Here is a 16,162-nt window from a genome sequence, read left to right on the forward strand (position 1 = left end):
TCTGAGGACTTGCGTCAGCCCTGTCATCAATGATTAGGTCGTCTACATGACAAGCGTGCCGCCGTGTGCGACAGGTGAGAGTAAGGTCGGATTCACCGTGATTCACCCACGATGGATATCCACCCGGTCCTGATCGTCGACGACATCTCCACCGAACCGGCTCGAACTGCTTGAACGTAGCGTTACCAGAGAGTTAAGACTCCCCTCGCGTCACCCGCCACCGCCGTGGATCGACATTCAGTCCGGACATTGGACCGATTCAACCAGTCAAGGCGGGTCAGCAAGGGCACGAATTGGGCCTCGTGCCTCGAATGCCGAGGAACTTGTCCTCTCTCGACGTTTCACCGCAGATCACCATTTATTCGCGAGAACCTTTATATGATCGCCCGGGAATTGCATTCACCATGCCCAAATTCCCGGCCGAACGCGATCATATGAACGTTTCTCGGCTCCGGATCATTTTGGAGTCCCCTCCGTGACGAGTTCGCTTTCCGATGTCCAGAGTTCCTTTCCGAAGCCGGCGACCGGTGAAAGCACCCAGCCACCCACGCCGGCCCTCACCGCGGCCTTCGACCCCGGACGTTTCCACGACGGCGCCGCGGACATCGTCAGCCGCCTGACGACGTATCTGGGTGACCGGTCGGTCCGGGGACTCGACCTCCAGCACCCGGAGACGCTGCTGAAGGCCGCGCGGGAGCTGATGACCCTCGAACGGCAGGGCATCGCCGACTTCGACGCCGATCGGGTGAACCAGATCGTCGACCTGTACACGGAGACCGGCATCCCGGTCCACTCACCCGGCTACATGGGGCGGCAGTTCTCCGGCGTGGTGCCACTGGCCAGCCTCATGGACCTGGTCGGCTCCGTGGTCAACCAGCCTTCCTCCTTCTATGAGGCCGGGCAGCTCCCGAACGTCGCCGAGCGGCTCATGGCCGAGGAGCTCAACCGGTTCATCGGCTGGGACCGCGACCGGTTCGCCATGGTGACGACCTCCGGGGGCTCCCTGGCCAACATGACCGCGCTGCTGGCCGCCCGCAACCGCGCCTTCCCGCAGATCTGGACGGCCGGCGCCGACAGCACGCCCGGGCGCCCCGCCATCGCGGTCAGCGAGGAGGCCCACTACAGCGTGACGCGGGCGGCGGGCGTGCTCGGCATCGGGGAACGGCAGATCATCCGGCTGCCCGTCGATCGGGCCGGGCGGATACGCCCCGATCTGGCCGCCCCGGTGCTGGACGAGGCGCACCGGCGTGGCCTGCGACCCTTCTGCCTGGTGGCCTCGGCCGGGACCACGTCGATGGGCGCGTTCGACCCGCTGGAGGAGCTCGCGGCCCTGGCGCGCCGGTACGGGCTCTGGCTGCACGTGGACGGGGCGCACGGCGCGAGCCTGCTGCTGTCGGACCGGCACCGGCACCGGCTGCGCGGCATCGAGCAGGCCGACTCGCTGACCTGGGACGCCCACAAGATGCTGTTCATGCCGGCGCCGTGCACGTTGCTCTTCTACCGCGACAAGGCGGCGGCGCGCGGCGCGTTCCGGCAGCGTGCCAGCTACGTCTTCGACGACGAACCGGACGTCTACAGCGCCTACGACAGCGCGGACAAGAACTTCGAGTGCACGAAACGTCCGATGATCATGCCGCTCTGGACGGTCTGGTCGGTCTACGGGCCCGCGCTGTTCGCACAGAAGATCGACCGGCTGTGCGCCGTGACCCGGCAGGCGCACGAGATGGTCGCCGCCGAGCCGGACTTCGCCGTCGCGCACGAACCGGAGTCGAACATCCTGTGCTTCCGGTACCGGCCGGACGGCCTGGACCCGGCGACCGTGCACCGGCTGCAGCTGGAGATCCGTAACCGGATCCGGGACGGCGGGCGTTTCTTCATCTCCAAGGTCGACATCGACGGGACGGCGGCGCTGCGCGTGGTGGTCATGAACCACCTGATCAACGCCGACCACCTGGCCATGCTCATCACCGAAATCAGGGACATCGGGCAACGGGTGCTGCGCGCGAGCGCCACGGCCCGGCACGACCAGCGCAAGGGGAGTCATTCATGACCATGACGGATCTGGACATCGCCGCCGCAGCGGAGCTGGCGGCACGGCTGATCCCGGAGGAGGAGCTGCGGCCCCGCTCCGTGGACGACGTCACACGGCTGCCATCGTTCAGCGACAAGCTGGAGGAGTGCGGGCGGCTCATCGGGACCCCGTACTGCGAGTCCCCGCTCGACCTGCAGAACGCGCTGGTGTTCCGCCGGCTCCAGCAGCTCGTCGGCATCGCCCTGCTCAACCCGCTGTGGCGCGAGCGGCTGCACTACTTCGGGATTCGCGACGCCCCCGCCGACATGTCCGAGTGGGAGCGGATCCCGCTCTCGGACAAGACCGTGCAGCGGGACATGTTCATGGGCGCGCGGGCCGGGATGGTCGTGCCGCTCGACCGCGGCGGGTTCGAGGTGGTCGCGAGCGGCGGCACCGGCGACGGCATGCCCCTGGAGATCGTGTACTCCCTGCGGGAGCTGCGCGACACCTACCGCATCGCCGGGGCGTTCATGGGCGCCTACCAGCTCGGCCGCTACCTGCGTGGCCCGGCGCCGCGCTGGCTGTTCACCACGCTGGCCGACTACCAGATGTGGAGCAGCGGGACCATGGTCGGCGGCGTCCTGTCCCAGGTCCCGGGAGTCAACTACATCGGCGCGGGACCGGTGAGCGCACCGGTGCTGGAGCACATGTTCTCCTACCCCGGTCACAAGGCGCTGATGGGCATCACCGCCAGCATCGCGCTGCTGCCCGAACTCGGCGCGGGACTGACGCCGCAGGCCAGGGCGAGCTTCCGGGTCGCCATGTACGGCAGCGGCTCCCTTCCGCAGCGCAAGCGCGACGAGCTGCAGGCGTTCTTCCCCAACGTGTCGATCCTCAGCTACTTCGCCGCGACCCAGGCCGAGTGCGTCGGGCTCCAGCTCGACCACTCCTCGCCGGCGCTCTCCTCCGTGCCGGGGCTGCACCTGGTGGAGATCGTGGACGAGCACGGCCGTGCCGTCGCCGAGGGCGAGGAGGGCGAGCTGGTCGTCACCCGGCTGCACGCCGACGAGACGCCGCTGCTCCGGCTCAAGCTCGGCGACCGGATGATCCGCCGCCCCGCCCTGGACGGGCCGGGGCTGCGCACCGAGCGGTTCGAGTTCGCCGGGCGCACCGCCGACGTGCTGCACCTCAACGACAGCCAGTACTCGGCGACGCTGGCCTACGCCGCCCTGCGCGCGCGGCTGCGCTCGGCGTCCGGCGTCGACCTGGACCTGGTCGCCCACGAGGTCCAGTTCCACAACCACCGTGAGGACCGGACCCTCACCCTGCTGGCGGCGGTGGACGACGCCGAGGGCACGAGCGCGGCCGTCGAGCGCACCCTCGGCACGAGCGGGACGCGGCGGCTGTTCACGCAGGCGCTGCCGAGCTCTCTGTCGCTCTTCAACGACCGGGAGGCGAACGCGGTGGCCATCGAGCAGACCGGATACGAGTTCCGGCTGGTGTTCGTGCCCCCCTCCTCGCCGCAGATCGAGCGGACCACCGTCGGCAAAACGCCGCTGGTCAGGGACCGGGGCTGAGCACGTGGCGCCCCCCGAGCCCAGGAAATCCGACAAGGAGGATGGATGAAGCAAAAGGTCAGCATCGTCGTGATGGTCGACGCCGTCGGGGCGTTGTCCGACCGGACGCTGCACAACGGCAACATCTCGCTGATCGATGACAGCGTGGCGGGGAGCCGGCACCAGGGCACCCCCGACCTCATCACGGCGGTGGTGCCGGGGCAGGTCGTCCAGTGGACGCCGATCCACGTGGACGTGCAGACGCCGGTCGAGATCCAGGCCATCGAGTTCCTGCCGGGCGCGGCGGTCCCGCCCCCGGCCGACTCGGACGACCCGGCCGTGCCGCCGGCACCGCCCGCACCGGCGTACCCGGTGGAGCCGCCCCCCGCCGTTCCCGCGCCCGACGCCACGGGTTCCAACGGGCACGAGAACCACGACCTGCTGGTGTGGGAGGGCGTCGTGCCCTACTCCATGGTGCCCGGCGTGCCGTACCGGTACCGGCTCTCGCTCAAGCTCCACGAAGGACCCAACAGCGTGCTGCACATCGACTCGCCCGCGCTGCTGCGCGTGTGAGCCAGGTTCTGCGAAAGGCGGTTTCATGGCCCAGCAACACGGGATCATCGTGCTGTTCGACGTCGAGAACGCGCTTCGGACGCGGTCGCTCGACGGCAACACATACTGGTTCGACAACATGAAGTTCCTCGGTTCGACCGGGGAGGGCACCGGCGATCTGGTGACGATCGTGCCCGGCACCTATTTCCTCGACGGGTCGCAGGCGACCGAGCAGGTGCTGAACTGGCTGCCCGCGGCGCTGGGGGCGATTCCCCCGACGGTGCCGCGCAACTACCTGGCCGAGCGGGAACGCGCCCATGACCAGCGCACGCTGCAGCAGTTGGCCGCGCTCGGCGGCGAGGGCGAGGCGAGCGGCGCCGAGCTCACGCGGCTGAAGCAGCGGGTCGGCAGGCGTCCGCGCAAGCAGGCCGGCGGGCGCGGCCTCACCGCGACCAAGCTGCTGGACGTCACCGGGAGTACGACCACCAGCGCCGCCGCGTACAACTATCCGGCCCCGGTGATCACCGACATCACCGGCCAGGCCGTCAGCGAGAAGATCATCTATCCGGCCCAGTACGGGTCGCCCGACATGGTCTACGACGGCTGGTACTGGGCCGCGACCGTGGACACGAGCCGGCCGGGGGTCTACCCGTACACGATGCACGTCCAGCTGCACGAGCTGGTCGAGCAGAACAACGAGCTGGTCTGGCAGTCCGTGGACCTGACCTGCGAGTCCAGCCTCAAGATCACCAGCGACCCCAAGCGCAACGCCTTCACCGGCGCCGGACTGGGCGTCCTCCCCCTCCCCGCCTTCCCTCCCGCCGGCTGACCCGGCCCGAGCCGGAGCATCTTCGAAACAGAGGAGCCGCATGCCCCCGAGGAACCGCCAGTCCGAACACCGGCCCGCACGGCCTGTGACGATCACCGCCGTGGTCGACCCCGTGGCCGCGCTGGCGTCGGAGAACCTGGACGACAACCTCTATCTCTACGACACCAACAAGGCCGCCGGGTCCTCCGGTTTCGGCACTCCCGAGCTGCACAGCCGGGTCCGCAAGGGCGACACCCTGCTGTGGAACGTGATCCCGCTGGAGTGCGAGACCTACGTGGCCCTCGCCGACATCGAGATCGACCCGAAGATCGCCGAGCCCACGCGGAAGGTGTACCCCGACACCGACATCGTGTTCTGGACCGCCGAGGTCAAGCAGGACCTCACCACGCCGGTGCCCTACCGGCTCTCGTTCCTGCTCGGCACCGTCGCCACGCCGTTCACCCCCACCGCACGGCCGGCCCTCACCGGCCACGCCGACGAAGGAAAGGAAGGCCGATGACCCAGGCGTACGCGGCCACGGACTTCGCCGACCGCGGCCAGCTCAACTCCGTCCAGCTGAACGTGGTGACCCTCATCGACATGGAGAAGGCCGCCGCGACCAAGTCCCTGGACGGCTGCCTCTACATGATGGACAACAGCGTCGGCGGGGTCGGGCAGGGCGGCGACCATCTGGAGACCATCTGCAAGCAGGGGCAGGTGATCAACTGGATCATCCGCCCGATCGACATGCACCGCCGTCCGGACGGCACCTGGCCCCCGATGCCGAAGATCAACAACCTGGTCTTCCTGGACATCGAGAAGGGCGACGAGGACGACGTCGCCGAGCGCCGGATCATGACCGAACTCAAGGTCTACGGCGCTCCCGACCGGATGCGCGACCAGTACACCGCCGTCTACTACTACTGGGCCGGAGCGGTGATGAGCGACGCCAAGCCGGGCGTCTACCGCTACCGGTTCGTCCTGGAGCTGGAGAAGGAACACGGCACCGACAAGCTGTACCTGAACTCGGTCCGCTACCCCGCCCTGCGGGTACTGCCCGTCTGACGGTCCCCCGGGATCGGCGAACGTGGCGTGGTGAAGACGGCCGGTCATGGCCACCGCCCGGCGGCGGCCATGACCGGCGGCCCGCGTCCCGTTCGGCTAACGTAGTTCGCACGATGCTCGACGGCGCGGCGAAACGGAGCTGCTCATGACGACGATCATCACCGTGATCGGCGGTCCGACGGCCCTGCTGGAACTCGGCGGGTTGCGCATCCTCACCGATCCGACCTTCGATCCGCCGGGAGACCACTCCGCCGGGCCGCTCACGCTCACCAAGTCCATCGGCCCGGCCCTCTCCTTTGACGACATCGGCCAGGTGGACCTGGTGTTGCTCAGCCACGACCAGCATCCCGACAACCTGGACAAGCTGGGCCGCGAGGCGATGTCCGCCGCGCCGCTGACCCTGAGCACACCCGACGCCGCCGCGAACACCGGCGCCACTCCCCTGCACCCCTGGGAGCATCACGACGTCGGCCGGGTCCGCGTCACCGCCGTTCCCGCCCTGCACGGCCCGCCGGGGTCGGAGCCCATCGTCGGTCAGGTCACCGGCTTCGTGCTCACCGGCGCCGGCCTCCCCACCGTCTACGTCAGCGGGGACAACGCGTCGCTGGAGTACGTGGAGCTCATCGCCGGGCGGTTCCCGGCCATCGACGTCGCGCTGCTGTTCGGCGGCGCCGTCCGCGTCCCCATGCTCGACGAGCGGCTCACCCTGAACGCCGCCGAGATGGTGACCGCCACGCGCCTGCTGAACCCCCGGCACGTCGTGCCGCTCCATGTCGAGGGCTGGAGCCACTTCACCGAGAACACGGCGGACGTGCACACCGCCTTCTCCGAGGCCGGCCTCGACCACCTGCTCGTCTCCCCCGCTCCGGGGCGGCCGGTCACCTTGACGCCCGCCTGACGCCGCGCGCTCAGCGGCGGCCGATCGGCTGGAGCACCGAGCCGTTCGAGGAGTCCACCGAGCTCATCGGCGCCGGCGCGGCGCACCTGTTCGCCGAGATCGACCAGGAGGACACGAACTTCCTCCTGCGCCTGTGGGACGTCGCCCCGAGCGGCGCCCGCCAACTGATCACCACGGGCTTCCTCAAGGCGTCGCACCGCGAACTGGACGACCGGACGACCGAGGGCAACCCGTACCACCCGCACACCCGCGCCGTCCCGGTGGAACCCGGAAAGGTCGAGGAGTACGTCCTCCGCCTCTACCCGTTCGCGGCCACACTCCTCCCCGGCCATCGCCTCCTGGCGGAACTGTCCAACAACGAGCCCCTATCCGACGCCCACAACTCCCTCCTCCCTCCCGACGCCTTCCACCTCCCGGTAGGCCGCCCGGTCACCCACAAGATCCACCGCGACGCCGCCCACCCCTCCCGCCTCGTTCTCCCGTTCACGAAGGGCACCACGACGGCGAACAGGTAGCAGGACACGCGTCCGGCGTCAGATGGTGCAGTTCTTCTGGGCGTCGGTGCGGACTCTGGCGCCGGTGAACTCCTCCAGGATGGCGAGGTTCTCGGGGGCGTAGTTGGTCTGGGTGATCTTGTCGGCGTTGGGGCCGCCCAGCTTGCCGGTGTAGGGGGCCGACTTCTCCAGCCAGTACGCCGTGCGGAGCCACTGGGTGAGGACCAGGGTGCGGAGTTTCGGCTCGTTCTTGATCTTGGTCCAGTAGTCGGGGTGGCGGTCCTTGGCGACGCGGAGGTAGAGGAGGAGGTAGCGCAGGTTGGTGGCGGCGATGTCGCGGGCGTTGCTGGCTCCGATGCCCTTGATGTACTCCTGGACGACCGTCACGGCGGGCAGGCCCATGAGGCCCGCGTTCAGCTCGGCCAGGACGCCTTGCAGGTGGTACTCGCCCTGGGTCTGGTCGCGCAGGTAGATGCCGTCCATGGAGTCGCTGAGCCGGTCCTTGATCAGCGGGAGGATCTCCTTGCGGGGGAAGCCGTCGTACAGCGGCACCGTCGTGTCCTGCCGGGAGGCGTTGATCCAGGCCGCGGTGTACACGTTCCACCTGGTCCGCGCCGGGTCGAGGTCCCACATGTGGGTTTCCTCGTGGATCGCCACCATCATCGACTCGGCGAACGCCTCGAAGCTGTTCTTCTGCACGAACTGGTTCCAGTACTGGTCCCTGACCTGGGCGACGGCCAGCCCCTGGCCGCTCGGCCACCGGCGCTGGTACATCGCCTGCAGGGTCTGCATCCAGTTGGCGGAGGTGAACCTCGCCTTGAGGTCGCTCACGTCCGCGGTGGGCTGCGACGGTTCCTCGTAACAGTAGGGCGCGGCGGAGCGCGTGACAGGCGCCGCGGCGGCGATGGTCGTCGCCGCCGGTGCCAGCGCGAGGAGCACGGTCACGACAGACAGACCGCGTGTTCGACTCACCGGGACCTCATTCCCGAGCGGACGCGCCGCCGGCAAGCACGGCACGGACAGCCGCCGCTCTCTTCGTCGTCACGGTGGATGGTACGGACCGGCGCCTGCCCGCGCCTCATCCCAATTTCGGCATAGCTTCGGCGCACCCCCGGCACGAACGGTGTTGACGGGGGTCACGGCGTCTCATACGTTCCCCGTGGGTCGTCCTCCGGGCGTCCAGGGATCGCGGAGGGTGCGATGACCGGCGAGCCTGACCGAGACGAGACGTGGCCGGACATCGTCCCGGGCCCCCTGGGGACGCCGTCCCCGGAGTTCGCCCGCAGGCGGGAGTCGGGGCCGCTGGCGCCCGCGACCCTGCCGAGCGGCGACCGCGTCCCGGTCGCCGTCGGATACGACGACGTGCGGGCCGTGCTGGCCGCGCCCACCGCCAGCCGTAACCTGCGCTCACCGGGGCTGCCGCGGATGGTGAGCGGCACCGCCATGGACGACGACCCGGTCTCCCTGATCAACCAGGATCCGCCCGAGCACACCCGCTACCGGCGCATCCTGTCCGGCACGTTCACCCCGCGCAGAAGCGAGCCGTGGCGGCCCCGCATCGCCACGATCGCGGGGTCGCTCCTCGACGGCCTCGGCGAGGAGTTCGACCTGGTGCAGGCCTACGCGATGCGGATCCCCGGCCAGGTCATCTGCGAGCTGCTCGGCGTGCCGGCGGGCCATCACGAGCAGTTCATCCGGTGGACCGCCATGTTCCTCACCACCTCCACGGCCACCGAGCAGGCCCGCTATCAGGGCTACACCGACCTGCTGGCCTACGCCGCCGAGCTGGTCGCCCGGCACCGCCGCACGCCGGGCGAGGACCTGGTCGACCTGCTCATCCAGGCCAGGGACGCGCAGGACCGGCTGACGGAGGCCGAGGTGGTGAACGCCGTGTACTCGCTGATCACGGCGGGGTACGAGACGACGGCCGCGATGATCTCCCGTGGTGTCCTGCGGCTGCTCCTGCACCCCGCCCAGTGGGCCGAACTGGTCGCGGATCCGGAGCTCGCGGCCACCGCCGTGGAGGAGGTCCTGCGGTACGACGGCCCGCCCGCCAACCCCTTCATGCGCCGGATGACACGGGACACCGACATCCCCGGCGGCACCCTTGCCGAGGGCGCCGTCGTGCTGCCGCTCATGAACGCGGCCAACCATGACCCGCGCGCGTTCCCCGATCCGTCGAGGTTCGACATCCACCGTTTCGCCGGCCCCGCCCCCCGCGCCCATCTGGCCTTCGGGCACGGCCCGCACCGCTGCCTCGGCGCCGCCCTGGCGAAGATCGAGCTGACCGAGGCCGTCCGGGCGCTGGCCGTCCGGCGCCCGGCCCTGCGCCTGGCCACCCCGCCCGAGTCGATCCCCTGGACCGACGGCCTGGTCCTGCGCCCGCTCACCCTGCACGTCACATCGGCCGGTTGACGGCGACCTGTTCGTCGAGATTTCCCCAACGCGACGGCCCCGAAGGCTCTCTGCCTTCGGGGCCGTGGTGTGTTCGTCAGGGTGCGGTCGTCCGGGCGGACGGGCGCGAGGTCAGCTCCAGTCCCACTTGTGACCCCAGTAGCTGTCGGCGGTGATCTCCTCGGCGGTGTAGGAGGTCTCGTCGACGAGCATCCCTTCGCAGCCGACCTCCAGGTCCCACCCGCCGGGGGTCCGCACGTAGAAGGAGACCATCTTGTCGTTGGTGTGCCGGCCCAGCGTCGAGGAGAGGTGGTAGCCCTTCGCCATGACGCGGTCGAGGGCCTGGCCGACCTCGTCGAGGGTCTCGCACTCGACCATGATGTGCACGAGCGCCGGCGCCTTGAGGTCCGGTGTCGGCATGATCGCCAGGCTGTGGTGGCGGGCGTTGACCCCCATGAACCGGATCCGGACCGGGCCGTACTCGGGCGGCGTCGGCAGGCGGAACCCGCCGCGGGGCAGGAAGCCGAGGGTCTCGGCGTAGAACCGGTAGTCGGCCTCCAGGTCCCGCACCGGCACCACCGCGTGGCCCATGCCGAGCTCACCGCTGACGAAGCGGTTGCCGAACCTCGTCCCGAGCGGGCTGTGGTCCAGCGCGGGACCGTGGAAGATCTCCAGCCGGGTCCCGCCCGGGGTCTCGAAGGCGATGCCCGCCTCGATCCGGCGGATGTTCGCGTCCTCCTGCGACAGCGGCTTGGTGGCGATGCCCGCCGCCTCGACGGCCTCCTGGACCCGCCGCAGCGCCAGATGGTCGCGGACCTCCCATCCGATGGCCTCCACCCGGTCCTCCTCGCCGGGCAGCAGCACGATGCGGGCGTGCCGCTCGTCCATGCGCAGGTACAGGGCGTCGGATTCCGGCCCGGCGCCTTCGGCGAACCCGATGGTGTCGAAGGCGAACGCGCGCCACGCGTCCAGGTCGGTCGCCCGGACGCGCACGTAGCCGAGCGCACTGATGTCGGTCATGCCCATCTCTCCTGATTCGGTTGAGGTGTTGGTCGAAGGTCGGCCCGGCGCGGGTCAGATCATCATGCGCAGCGCGCCCTGCGGCTCGAGGCCCATCTGCACTTGGGCCGTCGCGTGGTAGGTGGTGCCCGGGATGTGGATGGCGTGCTGCAATCCGACGTGCGCGTCGCGCCAGAACCGCTGCAGCGGGTTGCCGCGGCGCACGGCGTTGCCGCCGGAGCGCGCGAAGATCTCGTCGACCGCCGAGACCGCCCGCCAGGCGCAGCGGATCTGGTTGCGCCGGACCACGGCCCGGTCCTCGAAGGTGATCGGCTTTCCGGAGTCGGCCAGGTCGTAGAGCCGGCTGATGCCGTCGAGCAGTTGCAGCCGCGAGGCCTGGATCTCGGAGGCGGCCTCGGAGATGGCGAACAGCGTGTACGGGTCGTCCTTCACCTTCGTGCCGGCGGCCATCACCCGGTCCCGCTGGTAGTCCAGGTGCGCGGCGAGCGCGCCCTCGCAGATGCCGACCACCGCCGAGGTGATACCCAGCGGGAACATCGACCAGAACGGCAGCCTGTACACGGTCTCGGTGCGGCCGGCGCGCTCGGCGGCGATCTCGCCCGCCGCGACCTCCTCGGAGTCGATCGTCCGGTAGGCGGGGATGAACGCGCCGTCGACGATGACGTCCTTGCTGCCGGTGCCGCGCAGCCCGATGACGTCCCAGGAGTCCTCGACGATCGTGTAGTCGGAGCGGGGCAGCACCACGTGCATCGCCTTCATCGGCTGCGCCGGCCTGCCTTCGGCGTCCCCGACCAGCGCGCCGAGGAAGATCCAGTCGCAGTGGTCGGTGCCCGAGGAGAACTGCCAGCGGCCCTTGAGGATGTACCCGCCGTCGGTGGGGGTCGCCACGCCGCTCGGCATGTACGGCGAGGCGATCCACGTGTTGGAGTCGGAGCCCCACACCTCCTGCTGGAGCCTGCGGTCGCACAAGGCCATCTCCCAGGGGTGCACGCCACCGACCCCGCACACCCATCCGGTCGAGCCGCACGCCTTGGCCACCGCCATCACGGCCTCGGCGAAGTCCCGCGGGTGCGCGGCGTACCCCCCGAAGTCGGTCGGTTGCAGCAGTCGCATCACCCCGGCCTCGCGGATCAGCTTGACGCTCTCGTCGGCCAGCCTGCCCAGGCGCTCGGTCTCGTCCGCGACCGCGGCCAGCCGACCGGCGATCTCCTCTACTCGGGAAACAACTTCATGCGCCATCAAGGCACCTCCGGACTGGTTCGAGAGGGTCGCGACCCGCCGTCTCTGTGGCGGCCCGCTGACGCTAAGCCGCGTGCGGCGACCTGGTCCACGGCACATCCCGCTGGCCGGGACTGCGCGAGGAGAACGGCTTACGACGTGGGGAAAGGGGCGCGACCCGCCCGGTCAGCGGCCGGAGTACGGCGCGAGGAGCAGCCGGGCGGCCAGCTCGATGTCGGCCTTCGCCTTCTCGGGCGTGGTCTGGCCGCTGAGCGTGGAGACCAGGGCGCCCCACCAGCAGTGGGCGAGCAGCCGGACCACGCTCACATCCTGCTCGTTCGGCTTCTCCGCGCCGATGATGCGCAGCAGTATGCGGCCGAGCGCGTCCTTGGTCGGCTCGACGTCGTCCATCGCCGCCGCGAAGTACTCGGCGGTGGACGCCTGGATCATCGCCGCGGCAAGCACCGGCCGGGCCAGCAGGTGGCGGCTCAGCCCCACCAGCAGTTCGGCGGCCTGGGTGACGGGGTCCGTACCCCGTCCACGCGGCCGTCCCGCGTCGAAGGCGCCGACCTCCATCTTGAGGAGGGCGGAGAACAGGGCGTTCTTGGAGGGGAAGTAACGGTAGAGGGTCGCGATCGCCACGTCGGCGTTCTTGGCGACCTCGTGCATCTGCACGGTTTCGAACTTGTCGCGGGCCCCGAGTTCGGCGGCGGCGCGCAGGATGCGTTCGCGCCGGGCGATCTGGCGCTTGGAGGTCGGCGACGCCGGAGCCCGGGGTTCGGCGATTCTCACCAGGAAACCCCCCGTCCGTTCTTTCCGTCCACGCGCGCCGGAACGCCGGGTTCCTGCCGACCACAGGATATCGGCCGTCCAACGGGCATGGGCTCCACCCCGGCGTCGGAGGGGAGCCCATGCCCGGCTCGCCGCCTCTCGCGGGTGGGCGGCCTGGTCCGTGGTCTCAAAGGTCGGGGACCGGGACGGCCCCGAGGCGGACGGAGTTCTCGATGCTGTCGCGCAGTCGCGTGCAGGTCGGGACGAGGCCGGGCTCGGCGTGCCGGCTCAACTCGACGCACTGCTCGGTGTCGGTGGTCCACTGGACCAGCGTGTGCGCCAGGCTGTTCTTCTTGACCAGGACGCACGTACCGCAACTGCTGCAGGACACGGGACGCACGGGACATCTCCTCGGTTGCGATCGCTGAGGTGTGCGACGGTGACGGCGCGTCGTCGCGAGGCGCCGTCACCGTCCGAACCGGCCGGGCGGCCGGGATGGGCTAGGCCGGGGCCGAGGTGATGGTCCGGCCGGCGGCGATGTTGTCGTCGACTTCTTTCTGCCAGAACTGGTTGGCCCGCTCGGTGTCGATCTCGAACTCGAACCGCTGGGTCATCTCCGGGGTGACGTCCTCGACGTCGACGTAGAACTGGTCGTACCAGCGGCGCAGCTGGTAGACGGGGCCGTCCTCCTCGCACAGCAGCGGGTTGTCGATCTTGGCCTTGTTCTTCCAGATCTCCACGTCCTGCAGGAAGCCCGTCTCGACGCCCGCCGCGAAGCCCTCCGCCATCGCCTGCGCGTGCTCGTCGGAGATGCCCTGCGGCTTCTTGACCATCGCGCCCCACTGGAGCACGAAGCTGGTCGGCGACACCGGGTAGTGGCAGTTGATCAGCACGGACTCGATCGTCTGGTCCCCCACGGTGTTCCACAGGTAGTCGATCATGTACGACGGCCCGTAGTACGCCGCCTCCGAACGCCCGTCGGTCTTGTCGCCGGAGTAGTTCGTGCCGAGCTGGACGTCGGGACGGGCCCGGCTGTTCATGTTCTGCGCGGCGATGTGCCCTTCGAAGACGTTCTTGAAGTACGTCGGGAAGGCGTAGTGAATGTAGAAGAAGTGGGCCATGTCCACGACGTTGTCGACGATCTCCCGGCAGTTGGAGCCCTCGATCTTGATCCGGTTCCACGTCCACGCGGTCCACTCGGACGTGCCCACGCCGGCGATGTCCGGGATCGTCACCTCCGGCGGGGGCGGGTTGCCCTGCGGGTCGTGCCAGACGAAGAGCTGCGCGTTGCGCTCCAGCGTCAGCCACGTCCTGGTGCGCGCCCGCGGCGGCACCCGGCGGGCGTAGGGGATGCTGGTGCACCGGCCGTTGCCCGCCCAGCGCCAGTCGTGGAAGGGGCAGGCGATCGTGTCGCCCTTGATCTCCCCCTGGCTGAGGTCGCCGCCCATGTGCGGGCAGTAGGCGTTGAGCACCTTGAGTTCACCGGCGCTGTCGGCGAACACCACCAGCTTGGTGCCGAACGCCTCGATCTTGTGCGGTTTGCCGTCCCGGAACTCGTCCGCCAGGCCGAGACAGTGCCAGCCCCGCGCGTAACGCGCCGGGGGCGGGGCCGCCTCGATCACGCGAATCTCGTCGTCACCGGCGGTGTGTAGCGACGTCATGAAGTCTCCTTGCCGTCCCATGCGCCCGGGCCGAATCTCCCTGCCCGCGGACTTCTCATCATGCGAAGACGGAGGTGTGCGTCACCGCCGGTTTCCCACTGACCGGGACCTGCTCTCCCAAAGGGCCGTGCCCCGTCCCGTCGGGCGGGCCGGGCCGGCGACGAGGTCGTCCCGCTCGCCGGGAAGCCGGTTGTGGCGAAGCCGCGGGCGCCGACACCGTGGGGTCGACCGTTCGGGGCGCACGAAGGAGACCCAAGGCCGCCATGACGACTCACCAGATCTTGACCGGGCCCGGAAGCGAGAAACCGGCACGAGCTCCGGCCGGGGCGAGGCACCCGGTGCGGGTGGCCCTGGTCGTCGCCTTCGCGGCCCTGGTGACCACGCTCAACCAGACGCTGGTGGTCCCGGTGCTGCCCGGGCTGCCCGCCCGCTTACAGGTGACGCCGTCCGTCGCCGCCTGGCTGGTCACCGCGACGATCATCGCGGGCGCGGTGGCGCACCCGGTGCTCGGCCGGCTGGGCGACCAGTTCGGGATGCGCAGGATGATGATCGTGGCGCTCTGCGCGATGGTCCTCGGGTCCCTGCTGTGCATGGTGAGCGACGACATCGCGGTCCTCATCGCCGGGCGGGCGCTCCAGGGGCTCTCCAGCGCGACGATCCCGCTCGGGATGAGCCTGGTGGCGGTGGTCCTGGAGCCCCGGCGCCGGGCCGCCGCCATCGCCACCGTCAGCGCGATGATGGGGGTCGGCGGCGCGCTCGGGCTGCCCGCCGCGGGGCTGGTCTCCCGGTTCTGGGGATTTCACGGCCTGTTCGCCGTCTCGGCGTCCGCGGGCGTCGTCGCGATGGCCGCCCTCCTGCTCGCGGTCCCGGCGCCGCCCCGGCGGGCGCGGGCACGGCGGGTCGACCTCGCCGGCGCGGCGCTGCTCACCTGCTCGACCGTCGGCCTGCTGGTCGGGCTCGACCGCGGCGGCGAGTGGGGCTGGACCAACGCGCTGACCATCGCCTGCTTCGCCGCGGCGCTGGTGGCCGGGTGCCTGCTGACCCTGGTGGAGCTCCGCCGCCACGATCCGCTCATCGACCTGAGGGCGGCGGTGAGCCGCTCGGCCGCCGCGATCAACGGAGGGTCCGTCCTCATTGGTTTCGCGCTGTTCGCGAACTTCCTGGGGATCGTCGGACGCCTCCAGGCCCCGGCGGCGACCGGGTACGGGCACGGCCTGTCGGTGCTGGCGACCGGCCTGTGCCTGCTGCCCGGAGGGTTGCTGGCGGCGACCGTGGCGCCGCTGTCGGCCAGGCTGAGCGCGGCCGCCGGCCCGCGGGTGACGATCGTGTCGGGCTGCGCCGTCTCCGCCGCCGGGTTCGCGGCCCAGATCCCGCTGGGGCACGGCGCGCTGTGGGGGCTGATATGCGTCGTCGCCGTCATCTCGGCGGGCAACGCGATGGTCATGGCGGCCCTGCCCGCGCTGATCCTGCGGGTCACCCCGGAGACGGACATCGGCGTCACGAACGGGCTCAACGCGCTGGCCCGCGCCATCGGCATGTCCGTGAGCAGCGCGGTGTTCGGCATCGTGACGACGGTCCCGGCCGGCGCGGCGTTCGTGGCGCGTGGCGCGTTCGACGCGTTCACCGTCGCCGGCGGGGTCGCGACGCTGGTCGCCCTCGCCCTTTTCCTCCTGCAGCGCTCCGGGCACGACACCGGCCGCGCGTGACGAAGGGA

16 protein-coding genes are annotated in these 16,162 nt (G+C 70.2%); 10 read left to right on the forward strand and 6 right to left on the reverse strand.

Features of this window, described 5'->3' with window-relative positions; translation table 11 throughout:
- Positions 1–475 precede the first annotated feature (475 nt).
- The 8 genes from BJ981_RS04295 to BJ981_RS04330 all read left to right on the forward strand — a co-directional run bounded on the left by BJ981_RS04295 (position 476) and on the right by BJ981_RS04330 (position 7,405).
- Positions 476–2,050 (forward strand): pyridoxal phosphate-dependent decarboxylase family protein, encoded by a 1,575-nt coding sequence (locus BJ981_RS04295; RefSeq protein WP_184608419.1) that lies wholly within the window; start codon positions 476–478, stop codon positions 2,048–2,050.
- Positions 2,047–3,588, forward strand: a complete 1,542-nt coding sequence (locus BJ981_RS04300; protein ID WP_184608420.1) for a phenylacetate--CoA ligase family protein — start codon at positions 2,047–2,049, stop codon at positions 3,586–3,588. Before BJ981_RS04295 ends, BJ981_RS04300 begins: the two co-directional genes overlap by 4 nt.
- 45 nt (positions 3,589–3,633) lie before the next feature.
- Entirely contained in the window at positions 3,634–4,140 is a 507-nt protein-coding gene (locus tag BJ981_RS04305; RefSeq protein ID WP_184608421.1) for a DUF8788 domain-containing protein, read from the forward strand.
- A 25-nt stretch (positions 4,141–4,165) separates the two neighbouring features.
- Complete coding sequence (locus tag BJ981_RS04310; protein WP_184608422.1) at positions 4,166–4,948, forward strand: hypothetical protein; 783 nt, start codon at positions 4,166–4,168, stop codon at positions 4,946–4,948.
- Positions 4,949–4,988: 40 nt separating this feature from the next.
- Positions 4,989–5,447 (forward strand): DUF8788 domain-containing protein, encoded by a 459-nt coding sequence (locus BJ981_RS04315; RefSeq protein WP_184608423.1) that lies wholly within the window; start codon positions 4,989–4,991, stop codon positions 5,445–5,447.
- A complete protein-coding gene (locus BJ981_RS04320; protein ID WP_184608424.1) occupies positions 5,444–5,992 on the forward strand; it encodes a DUF8788 domain-containing protein in 549 nt (182 codons plus the stop codon). The genes BJ981_RS04315 and BJ981_RS04320 overlap by 4 nt, the downstream gene beginning before the upstream one ends.
- Positions 5,993–6,137: 145 nt before the next feature.
- Positions 6,138–6,890 (forward strand): MBL fold metallo-hydrolase, encoded by a 753-nt coding sequence (locus tag BJ981_RS04325; protein WP_184608425.1) that lies wholly within the window; start codon positions 6,138–6,140, stop codon positions 6,888–6,890.
- A gap of 86 nt (positions 6,891–6,976) precedes the next feature.
- Entirely contained in the window at positions 6,977–7,405 is a 429-nt protein-coding gene (locus BJ981_RS04330; RefSeq protein WP_239139476.1) for a CocE/NonD family hydrolase C-terminal non-catalytic domain-containing protein, read from the forward strand.
- 18 nt (positions 7,406–7,423) lie between these two features.
- On the opposite strand, the gene BJ981_RS04335 is transcribed toward BJ981_RS04330, so the two are convergent.
- Entirely contained in the window at positions 7,424–8,329 is a 906-nt protein-coding gene (locus BJ981_RS04335) for a hypothetical protein (RefSeq protein WP_204070469.1), read from the reverse strand.
- Between the two features lie 255 nt (positions 8,330–8,584).
- On the opposite strand from BJ981_RS04335, the gene BJ981_RS04340 reads away from it, so the two are divergent.
- Positions 8,585–9,799 carry a cytochrome P450 gene (locus BJ981_RS04340; protein WP_184608426.1) on the forward strand — a complete coding sequence of 405 codons (1,215 nt, stop codon included), beginning with the start codon at positions 8,585–8,587 and terminating at the stop codon, positions 9,797–9,799.
- A 111-nt stretch (positions 9,800–9,910) separates the two neighbouring features.
- On the opposite strand, the gene BJ981_RS04345 is transcribed toward BJ981_RS04340, so the two are convergent.
- The 5 genes from BJ981_RS04345 to BJ981_RS04365 all read right to left on the reverse strand — a co-directional run bounded on the left by BJ981_RS04345 (position 9,911) and on the right by BJ981_RS04365 (position 14,448).
- Positions 9,911–10,798, reverse strand: a complete 888-nt coding sequence (locus BJ981_RS04345) for a VOC family protein (protein WP_184608427.1) — start codon at positions 10,796–10,798, stop codon at positions 9,911–9,913.
- A 54-nt stretch (positions 10,799–10,852) separates the two neighbouring features.
- Positions 10,853–12,037 (reverse strand): acyl-CoA dehydrogenase family protein, encoded by a 1,185-nt coding sequence (locus BJ981_RS04350; protein WP_184608428.1) that lies wholly within the window; start codon positions 12,035–12,037, stop codon positions 10,853–10,855.
- A 165-nt stretch (positions 12,038–12,202) separates the two neighbouring features.
- Positions 12,203–12,808: a TetR/AcrR family transcriptional regulator gene (locus BJ981_RS04355; protein ID WP_221314649.1), complete on the reverse strand. Its 606-nt coding sequence runs from the start codon at positions 12,806–12,808 to the stop codon at positions 12,203–12,205.
- 166 nt (positions 12,809–12,974) lie between these two features.
- A complete protein-coding gene (locus BJ981_RS04360) occupies positions 12,975–13,187 on the reverse strand; it encodes a hypothetical protein (protein WP_184608429.1) in 213 nt (70 codons plus the stop codon).
- Between the two features lie 100 nt (positions 13,188–13,287).
- Entirely contained in the window at positions 13,288–14,448 is a 1,161-nt protein-coding gene (locus BJ981_RS04365) for a 3-ketosteroid-9-alpha-monooxygenase, oxygenase component (protein ID WP_184608430.1), read from the reverse strand.
- 263 nt (positions 14,449–14,711) lie between these two features.
- Between BJ981_RS04365 and BJ981_RS04370 the strand changes: the two genes are divergently transcribed.
- Positions 14,712–16,154 carry an MFS transporter gene (locus BJ981_RS04370; protein WP_184608431.1) on the forward strand — a complete coding sequence of 481 codons (1,443 nt, stop codon included), beginning with the start codon at positions 14,712–14,714 and terminating at the stop codon, positions 16,152–16,154.
- Positions 16,155–16,162: the final 8 nt, after the last annotated feature.

This window comes from Sphaerisporangium krabiense (assembly GCF_014200435.1).
Taxonomy (GTDB): Bacteria; Actinomycetota; Actinomycetes; order Streptosporangiales; family Streptosporangiaceae; genus Sphaerisporangium; species Sphaerisporangium krabiense.

Coding starts and splice junctions, on each gene's coding strand:
- BJ981_RS04365 (WP_184608430.1), bottom strand. CDS start 14,448: ATGACGTCGCTACACACCGCCGGTGACGACGAGATTCGCGTGATCGAG.
- BJ981_RS04310 (WP_184608422.1), top strand. CDS start 4,166: ATGGCCCAGCAACACGGGATCATCGTGCTGTTCGACGTCGAGAACGCG.
- BJ981_RS04325 (WP_184608425.1), top strand. CDS start 6,138: ATGACGACGATCATCACCGTGATCGGCGGTCCGACGGCCCTGCTGGAA.
- BJ981_RS04300 (WP_184608420.1), top strand. CDS start 2,047: ATGACCATGACGGATCTGGACATCGCCGCCGCAGCGGAGCTGGCGGCA.
- BJ981_RS04350 (WP_184608428.1), bottom strand. CDS start 12,037: ATGGCGCATGAAGTTGTTTCCCGAGTAGAGGAGATCGCCGGTCGGCTG.
- BJ981_RS04305 (WP_184608421.1), top strand. CDS start 3,634: ATGAAGCAAAAGGTCAGCATCGTCGTGATGGTCGACGCCGTCGGGGCG.
- BJ981_RS04315 (WP_184608423.1), top strand. CDS start 4,989: ATGCCCCCGAGGAACCGCCAGTCCGAACACCGGCCCGCACGGCCTGTG.
- BJ981_RS04340 (WP_184608426.1), top strand. CDS start 8,585: ATGACCGGCGAGCCTGACCGAGACGAGACGTGGCCGGACATCGTCCCG.
- BJ981_RS04320 (WP_184608424.1), top strand. CDS start 5,444: ATGACCCAGGCGTACGCGGCCACGGACTTCGCCGACCGCGGCCAGCTC.
- BJ981_RS04345 (WP_184608427.1), bottom strand. CDS start 10,798: ATGACCGACATCAGTGCGCTCGGCTACGTGCGCGTCCGGGCGACCGAC.
- BJ981_RS04370 (WP_184608431.1), top strand. CDS start 14,712: ATGACGACTCACCAGATCTTGACCGGGCCCGGAAGCGAGAAACCGGCA.